Source organism: Pseudoalteromonas sp. TB41 (genome assembly GCF_000497975.1).
GTDB classification, from domain to species: Bacteria; Pseudomonadota; Gammaproteobacteria; order Enterobacterales; family Alteromonadaceae; genus Pseudoalteromonas; species Pseudoalteromonas tetraodonis.
The window spans coordinates 1-13985 of the sequence record NZ_AUTH01000077.1 but is presented as its reverse complement, the minus strand read 5'-3'; the positions used below and the strand labels follow the sequence as shown (position 1 = coordinate 13985).

The following is a 13985-nucleotide window of genomic DNA, read 5'->3' as shown; positions in this document are numbered from 1 at the left end:
TTTTTAAAGATAAAAAAACCGGCCTGAGCCGGTTTTTAATTAGCATAGACTTTACAGCCCTAATTTCTTCTCAAGGTAGTGGATATTTGTACCACCGTTTTTGAAGTTTTCATCTGCAAGAATGCGTTTATGCAATGGCGTATTCGTTTTAATACCGTCGATTACCAGCTCATTGAGTGCATTACGAGCACGGGCAATAGCAACATCACGGTTTTCACCGTAAGTGATCAGCTTACCAATCATAGAATCGTAATGTGGCGGTACCGTGTAATCAGCATAAATATGGCTGTCCCAACGAATACCTAAACCACCAGCTGGATGAAAGCGAGTGATTTTACCTGGTGATGGAATAAAGGTTTCAGGGTCTTCAGCATTAATACGACACTCAATAGCGTGGCCACGAATAACAACGTCGTCTTGAGTGAATGATAATGGCTGACCAGCGGCAATTTTTAGCTGCTCTTTGATTAAATCCACACCGGTAACCATTTCAGTCACTGGGTGTTCAACCTGAATACGGGTATTCATTTCAATGAAGTAAAACTCGCCGTTTTCGTATAAAAACTCAAACGTACCTGCACCACGATAACCAATTTCGATACACGCACGTGTACAACGCTCACCAATGAACTTACGTACTTCTGCAGTAATCCCTGGTGCTGGCGCCTCTTCCACTACTTTTTGGTGGCGACGTTGCATTGAACAATCACGCTCACCTAGATGAACCGCGTTACCTTGACCATCGGCCAATACTTGCACTTCAATGTGGCGTGGGTTTTCAAGGAATTTTTCCATGTAAACCATGCTGTTGCCAAAGAACTGCTTAGCTTCTTGCTGCGTAAGCGCAATCGAGTTGATTAACTCAGCCTCGTTGCGTACAACACGCATACCACGACCACCGCCGCCGCCAGCTGCTTTAATAATTACCGGGTAACCAATACGCTTAGCAATTTGCATGTTGCGTTCTTTATCATCCGATACCGGACCATCAGAACCTGGCACACATGGAACACCGGCTTTACGCATCGCTTCGATAGCTGATACTTTGTCGCCCATTAGGCGAATAGTGTCGCCACGAGGACCAATAAATACAAAGCCACTTTGCTCAACTTGGTCGGCAAAGTCGGCATTTTCGGCAAGAAAACCATAACCTGGGTGAATAGCGACCGCATCAGTTATTTCAGCTGCGGCAATAATGCGTGGAATGTCTAAGTAACTTTCAGTTGCTGCTGGTTTACCAATACAGATGGTTTCATCTGCTAGTAATACGTGCTTAAGATCGCGATCCGCCGTTGAATGCACAGCAACCGTTTTGATCCCAAGCTCTTTGCAGGCGCGCAATATACGAAGTGCAATTTCACCTCGGTTTGCAATGACTACTTTATCTAACATGAGAGTTGGCCTTTTACGTTGCGCTATTATTCAATGATGAATAAAGGTTGATCAAATTCTACTGGCTCGCCGTTTTCTACTAAAATAGCTTTTACTGTACCGGCTTTATCTGACTCAATTTGGTTCATCATTTTCATTGCTTCAACGATACATAATGTGTCGCCAACTTTAACCTGTGAACCGACTTCAACATATGCTGGCGCTTCTGGAGAAGCTGCTGCGTAAAAAGAACCTACCATAGGTGATTTAACTTGGTGTCCTGTAGGACCTGCCGCTGGTGCTTCAGACTCTGCTACAGGTGCTGCTGGTGCAGCCGCAGGAGCGGGTGCTGGAGCATATTGCTGTGGAGCAAATTGCGCGTATGCAGGGCCGGCACTCATGTTGTTACGGTTAATACGTACTGATTCTTCACCTTCAGTGATTTCTAGTTCTGCAATACCTGATTCTTCTACTAATTCAATTAGTTTTTTGATCTTGCGAATATCCATAAACGACCCGCCTATTAGTTTGTTAGTTTAAATTTAGTTTGAGTTTTGCAATCGGCTCACCGCTGCATGTAAAGCAGCGTGATAGCCCATTGCACCTAATCCACAAATAACGCCTTGCGCCACATCAGAAAAATAAGAATGATGGCGAAACGTTTCACGTGCATGCACATTACTTAAATGCACTTCAAAAAACGGAATATCAACGCTTAGCAATGCATCACGTAATGCGACGCTTGTGTGCGTAAATGCTGCAGGGTTAATAATGATGTAATCAACCGCTTGCCAAGCATCATGAATGCGTTCAATGAGCGCTTGCTCACTATTACTTTGAAAATGCGTTAACGCCACATCTAAACTATTAGCAGCGCTGTTTAACTCGCTCATAATATGCTCTAAAGAGTGCGAACCGTACTTATCGGGCTCACGCTTTCCTAGCATGTTTAAATTTGGGCCATTTATAACTAAAATCTTTAATTTTGCAGCCATAATACGCGATATATCCTATAAGTAATGAGTTAAGCGGTTACTAACTAATTTTTCACTAAAAAGTAAGCTGAAAAAAGTAAGATAGCAACAATTTCTCACGTTAACCAACTATTATAGTGATTTCGAAGTAAATAGCAGCAAAATACTGGTCTAATCTCTATTTTGGGGACGTATCTTAAGGGGGAATAATGGCACAACATTAACAATCATGTTGTGCCATATAGAATGGTTATTCAGCGCTGGCACGCACTGCAGCAAGGTGCTTAGCGAAATCATCCGCATTTAAAAAGCCAGTGACACGTTGTGCACTTAGCTCTTCACCTTGAGTATTAAAGAATAAAATACTCGGTAAACCAAACACTGAATATGCTTCCATTAGCTCAATTGTTTCATTATCGCTTTGAGTTAAGTCAATTTGAATCAGTTGGTAATGGCTAAACTCACTTTGTACTTGCGGGTCGGGAAAGGTGTAATGCTCAAACTCTTTACACGCTACACACCAGTCAGCGTATAAGTCCACCATAACCATGCGCCCTTCGCTATTTGCTTGTGATACGGCTTGTTTAAGCTCGGCTAAATTGGCAACGTGTTTAAACTCATTGCTTTGCGAGGTTGTTTGTAAACTCACGGCTTGTGTTGGCCAAAAATAGTTTTGGGTTAAATTAAAGCCAGTAAGCATCAATAAAACAGCCATAAACCACAATAAGGTTTTTAATTTGCCTTGAGTTTGGGCGCTTTGCCAATAGTGGAAATAAAGCGCTGTGGCGATAGCTAATAAGCCTGCCATAAGCATAATAATTTCAATATCTATAATGCGCTCTAGCAAAATAAGTGGCACAACTAACATAATAAAACCAAATAAGGTTTTAACTTGTTCCATCCAGCCGCCAGCTTTCGGTAATAGCTTACCTCCCGATGTACCTAATAATAACAGCGGTAGCCCCATACCTAAACTCAGTACGTAAAGTGTTAGCCCGCCGACTAGGTAATCGCCGCTTTGTGCCACAAATAATAATGCGGCTGATAAAGGCGCTGTAGTGCAAGGAGATGCAATAAGCCCTGATAAAACCCCCATCAAGAACACCCCAATATAGTTACCGCCTTTTTGGTTGTTGCTCACTTGGGTTAGCTTGTTCATCATGCCGCTGGGTAACTTTATTTCGTACCAACCAAACATCGACATAGCCAGCAGTACAAATAATAAGCTAAAGCTAATTAATACATATGGATGCTGTAAATAGCCTTGCACTTGCCCGCCTAACGCAGCAACCACAAGCCCTAATGCTGCATAGGTAACCGCCATGCCTTGAATATAAACAAATGATAGGGCAAATGCTTTTTTGGTAGATAGGTTCTTTTGACCCGCAATTAAGCTAGATAAAATAGGGAACATCGGAAATACACACGGTGTAAATGCCAAACCCACACCCACGGCAAAGAAAATAGCTAAGTTAACCATTAAGCTTTGGCTGGCTAACTGCTCTGTAAATGTGAGCTCTTTATCAGGTGTTGATGCAGTTGCTGGTTTTTCTGCAGATTGGCTAAGTGCTGCAAATGCACTGCTTGCTGCGGTACTGTCATTAGTATTAGTTTCACTTGCCAGTACACTTAATGGAATGCTGATGATTTCAGGTGGATAACACAGCCCTGCTTTTGCACAGCCTTGATAACGCACCTTAACAACGCCATCTTCACTCACATTACTTAGTTTGCTGATAACGCTAAGAGAATTAAAAAACACCTCAGTTTTGCCAAAAAATTCATCTTCAATTATTTCACCAGCGCCCAACTCAGGCACGTCAATGCTCGCACCTTTGGCAATAATTTCTATTTTATCTTTATATAGGTAATAGTCATCAGCGATATCCCAACCAACAAATAACGTACTTCCTTGCTGATCAAAATCAAATACAAACGCTTCATTTACCGGCAAAAATGTGTGCTGAGTCGGTTTTAGAAAATCATCAAGGGTATTTTGTGCCGCCCAAGCAGGCGCCATTAATACGCTTAATAAAAAAAATAAAATAAAGCGCATTAATGAAGCACCTCATCCATCCAATTAAAGTAAGCCAAGTTACCCGTTGCCACATCAACAACTTGTATTTCTGGTACTTCGTAGCTGTGAAGATCTTTTAAGGTTAAAAATACATCATTCATTTTGTCAGCCTTAGTTTTAATTAGCAGCTTTACTTCAGTTGCTTCAGCTACTTCACCTTCCCATATGTAAATAGAAGTCATGGCCGGTAAAATATTTACACAAGCGGCTAGTTTCTTTTCAATTAGCGCCATAGCCAATAAACGGGCTTCATCGTTATCTTTGCAAGTGGTAAAAATAAGTTTAAATTGCGTTGTCATAGTGAACCTTTACTTGTTTACGGGGGTCTAGCCCCATAGTAGCTGATAGCGGGTATAATGTGTAGACACGAACTCTGTCTACATTTTGGGTCTTTGCAGTAAATTGATTTAAACCCGCTACCTATAACTTTACTAACATTAACGTTTATTACTTACTCTTATTAGCTTGAAAATAGACCCGACAACCCTCACTTATATTTCATTAGCACCTTAATAAGTGTCATTTTTTTTAGAGAGTCTTATGTTTAGAATTTTATTTTTGCTGTTTATCATCATCCCTATTATTGAAATTGCCTTACTAATTCAGGTTAGTGACGTGATAGGTGGCTTCGTAACAATCGCTTTAGTGGTACTAACCGCGATTGTGGGTGCGAAAATGGTGAAACAGCAAGGAATGGGCGCACTACAAAACGTACAAGTGCAAATGGCTCAAGGGCAAATGCCTGCTAAAGAATTGTTTACCGGTATTTGCGTAATTATTGCAGGGGTACTTTTATTAACACCCGGCATTATGACAGATGTATTTGGCTTACTACTCCTTACCCCTGCTATTCGTAACAAATTAGCTGCAGGACTTGCTAGTCAAGCAACTGTAAGAATGAGCGCTAGCATGCATCAAACTGGCACTTCAGGGTTTTCGCAAACTCATCAATCAATGCATCATGAGCAAGATGAAAACCGCCCTAAGACCATAGATGGTGAATACGAGCGAAAAGATTAAAAATTTATCATTTTTTCTCTTGGAATTTTTCACTCCACCCCCATTAATGAAAGCAAATTAGATACACTTTTTTCTGTACTGTTCAGAAACTGTTAGGAGAACTAAAAACATGAACATTCGTCCTTTACAAGATCGCGTAATCATCAAGCGTCTAGAAGAAGAAACCAAGTCTGCTGGCGGTATTGTATTAACTGGCTCTGCAGCTGAAAAATCAACTCGCGGAGAAGTTGTTGCCGTAGGTAATGGTCGCGTTTTAGAAAACGGTGACGTTCGAGCATTAGAAGTGAAAGCCGGTGACACTGTGTTATTTGGCTCATATGTTGAAAAAACAGAAAAGATCGAAGGTCAAGAGTACCTGATCATGCGTGAAGACAATATTTTAGGCATTGTAGGCTAAACCTACTTTTCGTTTAACACACATTTTAAGAATTTAGAGGAAATTAAACATGGCAGCAAAAGAAGTACTGTTTGCAGGCGACGCACGTGCAAAAATGCTAACTGGCGTAAATATTCTAGCAAATGCAGTAAAAGTAACATTAGGCCCTAAAGGTCGTAACGTTGTATTAGACAAATCATTTGGCTCTCCTGTGATCACCAAAGATGGTGTATCTGTAGCAAAAGAAATCGAACTTGAAGACAAGTTTGAAAATATGGGCGCACAAATGGTTAAAGAAGTAGCGTCTAAAGCAAATGATGCTGCTGGTGACGGTACCACTACCGCAACTGTGCTTGCTCAGTCTATTGTAAACGAAGGTCTTAAAGCGGTTGCTGCGGGTATGAACCCAATGGATCTTAAGCGCGGTATTGATAAAGCAATCATTGCTGCAGTTGCAGAACTTAAAGCGCTTTCTGTTCCATGTGCTGATACTAAAGCGATTGCACAAGTAGGTACTATTTCAGCTAACTCTGATAAAGAAATTGGTGAAATCATTGCTGATGCAATGGAAAAAGTAGGCCGTAACACAGGTGTTATTACGGTTGAAGAAGGGCAATCACTTGAAAACGAACTAGATGTTGTAGAAGGCATGCAGTTTGACCGTGGTTACTTATCTCCATACTTTATCAACAACGCTGAAAAAGGCGCGGTTGAGCTAGATAACCCATTTATCTTACTTGTAGATAAAAAAATATCTAACATCCGTGAATTATTACCAACATTAGAAGCGGTTGCTAAAGCAAGTAAACCTCTGCTCATCATCGCAGAAGACCTTGAAGGTGAAGCGTTAGCGACACTAGTAGTGAATAACATGCGTGGTATTGTAAAAGTATCAGCGGTTAAAGCACCTGGTTTTGGCGATCGCCGTAAAGCAATGCTACAAGATATCGCGGTATTAACTGGCGGTACTGTGATTTCTGAAGAAATCGGCCTTGAGCTTGAAAAAGCAACAGTTGAAGACTTAGGGACAGCTAAACGCGTAGTAATCACTAAAGACGACACAACAATCATTGATGGTGCTGGTGAAGAAGACGGTATTAACGGCCGTGTTGCACAAATCAAAGCACAAATTGAAGAAGCGACTTCAGACTACGATAAAGAAAAGCTACAAGAGCGCATGGCTAAATTAGCTGGCGGTGTTGCAGTAATCAAAGTAGGTGCCGCTACTGAAATTGAAATGAAAGAGAAAAAAGATCGTGTTGAAGATGCATTACATGCAACTCGCGCAGCGGTTGAAGAAGGTGTTGTACCAGGTGGCGGTGTTGCCTTAGTGCGTGCTGCTAGCAAATTAGCAGATTTACTAGGCGATAACGAAGACCAAAACCACGGTATTAAAGTGGCACTTCGCGCGATGGAAGCACCACTTCGTCAAATCGTTACAAACGCAGGCGACGAAGCATCTGTTGTTATTAACGCAGTGAAAGGCGGTGAAGGTAACTACGGTTACAACGCAGCCACTGGCGAATACAACGACATGATTGAAATGGGTATCCTAGATCCAACGAAAGTAACCCGTTCTGCATTACAATTTGCAGGATCGATTGCCGGTCTAATGATCACCACAGAAGCAATGGTCGCTGAAATTCCTAAAGAAGAAGCGGGCGCTCCTGATATGGGTGGCATGGGCGGAATGGGTGGTATGGGCGGCATGATGTAAATCATTCCCTCACACACCTAGCTCAAATAAAACCCAGCTTCGGCTGGGTTTTTAGCAATAGAGATAAAATAAATTCACTAAGACAACAATAAAATTATCTCAGTGTATTCCAATGCAACTGAGTTCCTGCAAGCTATACCCAGAGTAAATTTTATTTAACATGATTAAGGATATTAAGTTGAATACTAAACCTGAAATAATCATCTCATCACTGGATGCAGATCGATTGTATGCGCTAATGGAATCATTACCTGCGAACAGTTTTGCGGGTGAAAAAGAACTTGAAGCAGAACTTGGTAGAGCTAACATAGTGGAGCCACACGAAGTTCCCTCAACCGTGGTAACCATGAATTCAACAGTGAACTTTGTTGTTGAATCTACAGGTGAGGAGTTTACTTTAACGCTTGTTTACCCGAAGAATATTGACTCAAGTGGCAACAAAATATCAATCTTAGCCCCTGTTGGTAGTGCATTACTTGGCCTTTCACAGGGAGATCAAATTGAATGGCCAAAGCCAGGCGGTGGGTTAATAACAGTAACTATTAAAGAGGTAACTTATCAACCAGAAAGAGCTGGCGAGCTTCATAGATAGACTTTTAAATCCTCATAATTTTAAATTAATAAACAAATTTATATAAAAAATCCAAGCAAGGCTTGGATTTTTTATATTGAGTTACTGCTGACTAATGTCGTATAGCCTTTGTGCTTGACTATTAGAGGCTTTACTTACTTCTCTAAAGTCTTCGGCATCGGCAGCATTTTGCCCTGATATTTCTCGGATCCGTTCCGCTAGTTTTTTAACATTGACGGTTACTTGAGCCTGCTCTTCTGTGGCTACGGCAATACTTGCTGAGCGCCCTTTAATGTCGTTAAATGCATCAACTATATTTTCATATTGCGTGCGTGTTGTATTTGAACGATCATTGACCACTTCTGAGAACTCTCGGCATTCTTGAATAACACTGACTCCTTTTGCAGCCGCTTGTTGTAACTGACTTATCATGGTTTCAATCTCACCAGCTGATTGTTGCGTTCTTTGTGCCAGTGTTCTAACTTCATCAGCAACGACCGCAAACCCCCTTCCAGAATCACCAGCACGAGCAGCCTCAATAGCAGCATTAAGCGCAAGCAAATTAGTTTGCTCAGAGATATTCATAATCACATCTAATACCGAACCAACCTGCTGTGAATCTTCAGAGATTTGTGATATTGCATTGGACGACTCAGTTAGTTTATTGAACAACAGCTGGATAGATTCTGCGTTTTGTTCAATAACATTAAATCCAGAGTTTACAAGATCTGATGACTTAGCGGTAATATCTGCAACGCCACCAATATCTTCTGATGCCGATGAAGCCGCTATCGACATTTCATTGATAGCCGTGGCTAACAGTTCATTTTCTTGCATTAGTTCATGTGCGCGTTGCTGACTATTACTACTCAAGTTATCAATAGATTCAGCATTGTTTTTTACTGAGGCCGCCTCTTCTTTAATCAGCCCAAGAATTTTAATAAGATGATCACCGTAATCATTAATTGCTTCGCAAAGATGACTCATTTCATCATCCCCCGATATTGGTAATTTAGAATCTGTTTGCCCTTGCATTAATGACCTAACTTGCGCCGAAGTCTGCTCTATTTGCTCAACTAATCGCTTACCAAAGACTAATAATGCCGATATAAATATAACAATGAGTACAATGAATGAACCATACAAATAATATGTCAGCGTATTAGCTGCTTTTTTTGCAATCGCTGTTGGAATTATCACGCCAGAGCGCCACTTTTGCTCCGGCAGTGAGAATGTCACTAGAATTGAGCTATCCCCCTTTATGACACCAGAACTAAACTCTGCTACGAGTCTATCTTCATTTTTCAAGGCGTTAACTAAAGGCTGTAAAGAGCTATCTTTACTCACAACTTGTGAAAAATTTAGCATGGCTAAATTCGTATCTCTAAATGCAGGAATAGAAACAAACTGCTGCGCACTATCAATAATAAAACTGTAGGTACCGGTTGCTTGGTTTTCAGCAAGTAGTGACTTTTCAATATGAGAAAGCTCTATATCTAAAGTAGCGACTCCCCAAAACTGATTATTACGCTCAATTTTAACGGAACAAGTTACCATAGGTACATTCGAAACTGCATCAATATAAGCCTCAGACCAAACACATACGCCTGGTTGAGCGTTAGCAGCACTTGTATACCAGCTTTCTTGTTGATATGGACTGCTATCAGCTTGGTTGTAGTCATCTAATAAAGTGTATTGACCATTATCGCCCTTAGCCCAAAACAAAGATGCCCTTTGTGCTGATGCATCTAACATATTTGGCTCTGGCCATATTCCACCACCGGCAATACCTGTACCACTAGCAATTAACGGTGCCAAATTTTTAATAAATTGATCTTTATCAAGGGGAAGTGTTTGAGCAACAACAGATAAGCTTTTAGTTAATGCTGCACTTTTTCCTAAATCCTTAGCAAATGATTCTCCGATTACTTTAGCCTGTAACTTAGCTGCAGAAATAGCTTCATTTTTTATAATTGGCGTTATCACCCATTGCATAATTCCGGTTAAAACGAGCAAAGAGAAAACGATAAGTAATAAGCTTCCCGCATACATTTTTTTCTGTATTAACATTTTTAACCTCAGTTACAACCAAACAGCGTTAACTAAGTATAAGAAGGTTAATGGATTTATCAAAAAAAGAACAAAATTAATATGAATGCTTTTATCTTATGGTTTTATATTATTAATTAACCGCCTCACTATACAAAACAGATCGCTAGGTAGCATACCTCGCTCTCCATTTTTTTGCCCAGCAATATCACCCGCTTTAGCATGCAGTGTAACACCATAGCAAGTCGCCTCAGCACAATCTAACCCTTGAGCAAGTAATGCCCCTACAATACCAGTAAGAACATCACCGCTACCGCCAACAGCAAGCGCAGGGCTTCCTTCTTCACAAACCCAAGTATGCTTACCATCGGCTATTAAAGTTCCTGCGCCTTTTAAAACACAAACTGCTGAGTAACGTTTAGCACATTGTTGAACATAGCTGAACCGATCAGACTCTATCTCCCCAGTCGACACCTTTAATAATCGAGAGGCTTCGCCCGGATGCGGGGTAAGTACACACCGCGTGGGCATTTTCGGTGAAGCTTGTTTAGCGAGTAAATTAAGTGCATCAGCATCAATAACTAAAGGCATATTATTATGTGTACAATACTCAATGACTTGATTAAAGGTATTTTGCGCCCATTCGTCTTGTCCAAGGCCTGGGCCAATAACAGCACAGCTTGCCCACTCCAATGCGTGTTGCAAGTTATTACTACTTACCATAAGCTCTGGTCGGCCAAAACTGACTGGCATAATTGAGCTTTCATGGGTATGCACTCTGACCATTCCAGCACCAGCTCTAAGCGCTGCCTCGCTTGTTAAGCTGATAGCACCTGCCGTTCCTTGATTCCCACCAATACACAGTAATTTTCCATAACTACCTTTATGACTATTCAAAGCACGTGGGCCTAAGCCTTTAAAACTATTGATATTAATAAGCTTACCCGAAGGGCTTGCTAATTCTACGAATGACTCGCCAATAGCCAAGTCATCAAAGATAAGTTCACCAACATACTGTTTACCCGCAGCCGTTGTTAACCCTTGTTTTACCCCTACAAAAGTAATTGTTTTAGTGGCTTTAATTGCAATACCTAAAGGTTGGCCTGTATCAGCATTTATACCTGATGGCACATCAATACTGAGTATTGGTTTAGTGCTTTCATTCGCCGCTTTAATTATAGTGGCAACATTATCGCGTACCGTATTTTCAAGACCAGTGCCCAGTAATGCATCAATGATTACATCACACTCATCGAGTGCATCAGCGCTAAAGTTACAAATTTCACCACCGGCATCAATCCAGCGCTTTTGTGCTTTTGCAGCATCGCCGGTTAATTCTTTATTTTCATCTACGGCACACACCACTACATGTCTATCGGCTTGTTTAATAAGGCTAGCCGCAATATAGCCATCTCCTGCGTTATTGCCACTCCCTACGAGTACTAGAGTCTGCTGTGCATTGAATGATTTCCAATTTAAAAATGCGGCATGCCCCGCTCGTTCCATTAGGGTAAACAGATCACAACCACTGGCTTTTGCAGCATTACCCTCATGCTCTCTTATTTGCTGTGCTAAATATACGAATTGCTTAACGCTGGAAGATGAAGGTAATAACGACATGATAGGCTCTATAAAAATAAGTGTTGATTAAGTAGACTTTGGGCTCATTGGTTTTTTTTCAAGTAAGATCAGAAATGTATCAATCAGAATAAGGGCGCAACCCCCTTATTTGAGTATTTATTACCAATTTATATGGATTTGCTACCTGATGCTGATACGTTATTCTTAGCGACAACGCAATAGAATGTCGCGGTCCCTACAGCGGTAGAGTATATATTAGGCTCTGAGGTGGTCGTCGCATTCTTTTACCCATAGGTTTCGAGATACTCAACCCATGATACAGTGGTCAAGTTAACGCTGTGCAGCTGATAGCTGACGGCTGATAGCTAATATTTTTACTTTCCTGCAGACGTAAAAAAGCCCGACTATTTCTAGTCGGGCTTTCTTTAATTTGGAGCCTGGTGATGTCGTAGTGCCCACAGCGGTAGAGAGCCACATAGCAAATGCGACACTACCATTGTGCCGGGGCGACCTTGTGCAGGGCTCGCCTTCGCGCTGTTTTGTTTGATGTATAGGAATACGAATGCCGTGAAGTACAGGATGTGCAAGAGCGGCCACTACTGAGTTCGGCATGGGCTCTTGGTTTTTTTATTAAATCCCAAACAGCAAAAAACCCGTTACATCGCTGTAACGGGTTTCTCTTATTTGGAGCCTGGTAATGTCCTACTTTCACATAGCAAATGCTACACTATCATCGGCGCTGTTTCGTTTCACTACTGAGTTCGGCATGGGGTCAGGTGGGTCCAAAACGCTATTGTCACCAAGCAAATTTGGTGTAAGTTCGATTTAATCGAGCTTACTAAAATTTGGAATTTCTGATAATAAAGAGTAATCAAGTAATCTACTTTAGTTCTATTAACTTCTTCGCTTAAACTATCACATAAAACGCGTTTGGCGTTGTATGGTTAAGCCTCACGGGTAATTAGTACAAGTTAGCTTAATGGCTCACACCACTTCCACATCTTGCCTATCAACGTTGTAGTCTTCAACGGCCCTTCAGAGACTTTAAAAGTCTAGTGAGAACTCATCTCGAGGCCTGCTTCGCGCTTAGATGCTTTCAGCGCTTATCAGTTCCGAACGTAGCTACCGGGCAATGCCATTGGCATGACAACCCGAACACCAGCGGTTCGTTCACTCCGGTCCTCTCGTACTAGGAGCAACCCCTCTCAATTCTCAAACGCCCACGGCAGATAGGGACCGAACTGTCTCACGACGTTCTAAACCCAGCTCGCGTACCACTTTAAATGGCGAACAGCCATACCCTTGGGACCGACTTCAGCCCCAGGATGTGATGAGCCGACATCGAGGTGCCAAACACCGCCGTCGATATGAACTCTTGGGCGGTATCAGCCTGTTATCCCCGGAGTACCTTTTATCCGTTGAGCGATGGCCCTTCCATTCAGAACCACCGGATCACTATGACCTACTTTCGTACCTGCTCGACGTGTCTGTCTCGCAGTTAAGCTGGCTTCTACCATTACACTAACCGTACGATGTCCGACCGTACTTAGCCAACCTTCGTGCTCCTCCGTTACTCTTTGGGAGGAGACCGCCCCAGTCAAACTACCCACCAGGCACTGTCCGTAACCCCGATTCAGGGGCCAACGTTAGAACATCAAAACTACAAGGGTGGTATTTCAAGGACGACTCCACAAAAACTAGCGTCTCTGCTTCTAAGTCTCCCACCTATCCTACACATGTAGGTTCAATGTTCAGTGCCAAGCTGTAGTAAAGGTTCACGGGGTCTTTCCGTCTAGCCGCGGGTACACAGCATCTTCACTGCGATTTCAATTTCACTGAGTCTCGGGTGGAGACAGCGTGGCCATGGTTACACCATTCGTGCAGGTCGGAACTTACCCGACAAGGAATTTCGCTACCTTAGGACCGTTATAGTTACGGCCGCCGTTTACCGGGGCTTCGATCAAGAGCTTCTCCGAAGATAACCCCATCAATTAACCTTCCGGCACCGGGCAGGTGTCACACCGTATACGTCATCTTGCGATTTTGCACAGTGCTGTGTTTTTAATAAACAGTCCCAGCCACCTGGTCACTGCGGCTCCAATCAGCTTAGGGAGCAAGTCCCATCACCAATCGGAGCGTACCTTCTCCCGAAGTTACGGTACGATTTTGCCTAGTTCCTTCACCCGAGTTCTCTCAAGCGCCTTAGTATTCTCTACCTGACCACCTGTGTCGGTTTGGGGTACGATTCG

The 13985-nt window shown here is 42.2% G+C and carries 11 protein-coding genes and 2 rRNA genes; 4 read left to right on the top strand and 9 right to left on the bottom strand.

What is annotated here, in order from left to right:
• Nucleotides 1-51 precede the first annotated feature (51 nt).
• The 5 genes from accC to cutA all read right to left on the bottom strand — a co-directional run bounded on the left by accC (nucleotide 52) and on the right by cutA (nucleotide 4721).
• Complete coding sequence (gene accC, locus L641_RS0111125; protein ID WP_013466031.1) at nucleotides 52-1392, bottom strand: acetyl-CoA carboxylase biotin carboxylase subunit; 1341 nt, start codon at nucleotides 1390-1392, stop codon at nucleotides 52-54.
• A 26-nt stretch (nucleotides 1393-1418) separates the two neighbouring features.
• The gene (gene accB / locus L641_RS0111120; protein WP_024601932.1) at nucleotides 1419-1880 is read right to left on the bottom strand and encodes an acetyl-CoA carboxylase biotin carboxyl carrier protein; all 462 of its coding nucleotides are present in this window, start codon (nucleotides 1878-1880) and stop codon (nucleotides 1419-1421) included.
• Nucleotides 1881-1913: 33 nt separating this feature from the next.
• Entirely contained in the window at nucleotides 1914-2366 is a 453-nt protein-coding gene (gene aroQ, locus L641_RS0111115; RefSeq protein WP_013466033.1) for a type II 3-dehydroquinate dehydratase, read from the bottom strand.
• A 229-nt stretch (nucleotides 2367-2595) separates the two neighbouring features.
• A complete protein-coding gene (locus L641_RS0111110; protein ID WP_024601931.1) occupies nucleotides 2596-4401 on the bottom strand; it encodes a protein-disulfide reductase DsbD in 1806 nt (601 codons plus the stop codon).
• Complete coding sequence (cutA, locus tag L641_RS0111105) at nucleotides 4401-4721, bottom strand: divalent-cation tolerance protein CutA (RefSeq protein ID WP_013466035.1); 321 nt, start codon at nucleotides 4719-4721, stop codon at nucleotides 4401-4403. Before cutA ends, L641_RS0111110 begins: the two co-directional genes overlap by 1 nt.
• A gap of 241 nt (nucleotides 4722-4962) precedes the next feature.
• Here cutA and L641_RS0111100 point away from each other — a divergent pair, with 241 nt between their 5' ends.
• The 4 genes from L641_RS0111100 (at nucleotide 4963) to rnk (ending at nucleotide 8127) form a co-directional block, all read left to right on the top strand.
• Nucleotides 4963-5442: an FxsA family protein gene (locus L641_RS0111100; protein ID WP_024601930.1), complete on the top strand. Its 480-nt coding sequence runs from the start codon at nucleotides 4963-4965 to the stop codon at nucleotides 5440-5442.
• A 109-nt stretch (nucleotides 5443-5551) separates the two neighbouring features.
• Entirely contained in the window at nucleotides 5552-5839 is a 288-nt protein-coding gene (locus L641_RS0111095; protein WP_008113511.1) for a co-chaperone GroES, read from the top strand.
• 49 nt (nucleotides 5840-5888) lie between these two features.
• A complete protein-coding gene (groL, locus tag L641_RS0111090; protein ID WP_013466037.1) occupies nucleotides 5889-7535 on the top strand; it encodes a chaperonin GroEL in 1647 nt (548 codons plus the stop codon).
• Nucleotides 7536-7713: 178 nt separating this feature from the next.
• Nucleotides 7714-8127 (top strand): nucleoside diphosphate kinase regulator, encoded by a 414-nt coding sequence (gene rnk, locus L641_RS0111085; RefSeq protein WP_024601929.1) that lies wholly within the window; start codon nucleotides 7714-7716, stop codon nucleotides 8125-8127.
• An 81-nt stretch (nucleotides 8128-8208) separates the two neighbouring features.
• Here rnk and L641_RS0111080 read toward each other — a convergent pair whose 3' ends face one another.
• The 4 genes from L641_RS0111080 to L641_RS0111065 all read right to left on the bottom strand — a co-directional run.
• Nucleotides 8209-10176, bottom strand: a complete 1968-nt coding sequence (locus tag L641_RS0111080) for a methyl-accepting chemotaxis protein (protein WP_024601928.1) — start codon at nucleotides 10174-10176, stop codon at nucleotides 8209-8211.
• Nucleotides 10177-10272: 96 nt separating this feature from the next.
• The gene (locus tag L641_RS0111075; RefSeq protein WP_013466040.1) at nucleotides 10273-11775 is read right to left on the bottom strand and encodes a bifunctional ADP-dependent NAD(P)H-hydrate dehydratase/NAD(P)H-hydrate epimerase; all 1503 of its coding nucleotides are present in this window, start codon (nucleotides 11773-11775) and stop codon (nucleotides 10273-10275) included.
• A 650-nt stretch (nucleotides 11776-12425) separates the two neighbouring features.
• A 5S ribosomal RNA gene (gene rrf / locus L641_RS0111070) occupies nucleotides 12426-12540 on the bottom strand.
• A 136-nt stretch (nucleotides 12541-12676) separates the two neighbouring features.
• Nucleotides 12677-13985: ribosomal RNA gene (locus tag L641_RS0111065) — 23S ribosomal RNA — on the bottom strand; the annotation flags it as partial.

What these genes read in the sequence shown, in the direction of transcription:
- L641_RS0111110 (WP_024601931.1), bottom strand. Translation starts at nt 4,401, where the DNA reads ATGCGCTTTATTTTATTTTTTTTATTAAGCGTATTAATGGCGCCTGCT.
- L641_RS0111095 (WP_008113511.1), top strand. Translation starts at nt 5,552, where the DNA reads ATGAACATTCGTCCTTTACAAGATCGCGTAATCATCAAGCGTCTAGAA.
- aroQ (WP_013466033.1), bottom strand. Translation starts at nt 2,366, where the DNA reads ATGGCTGCAAAATTAAAGATTTTAGTTATAAATGGCCCAAATTTAAAC.
- accC (WP_013466031.1), bottom strand. Translation starts at nt 1,392, where the DNA reads ATGTTAGATAAAGTAGTCATTGCAAACCGAGGTGAAATTGCACTTCGT.
- cutA (WP_013466035.1), bottom strand. Translation starts at nt 4,721, where the DNA reads ATGACAACGCAATTTAAACTTATTTTTACCACTTGCAAAGATAACGAT.
- groL (WP_013466037.1), top strand. Translation starts at nt 5,889, where the DNA reads ATGGCAGCAAAAGAAGTACTGTTTGCAGGCGACGCACGTGCAAAAATG.
- accB (WP_024601932.1), bottom strand. Translation starts at nt 1,880, where the DNA reads ATGGATATTCGCAAGATCAAAAAACTAATTGAATTAGTAGAAGAATCA.
- L641_RS0111075 (WP_013466040.1), bottom strand. Translation starts at nt 11,775, where the DNA reads ATGTCGTTATTACCTTCATCTTCCAGCGTTAAGCAATTCGTATATTTA.
- L641_RS0111100 (WP_024601930.1), top strand. Translation starts at nt 4,963, where the DNA reads ATGTTTAGAATTTTATTTTTGCTGTTTATCATCATCCCTATTATTGAA.
- L641_RS0111080 (WP_024601928.1), bottom strand. Translation starts at nt 10,176, where the DNA reads ATGTTAATACAGAAAAAAATGTATGCGGGAAGCTTATTACTTATCGTT.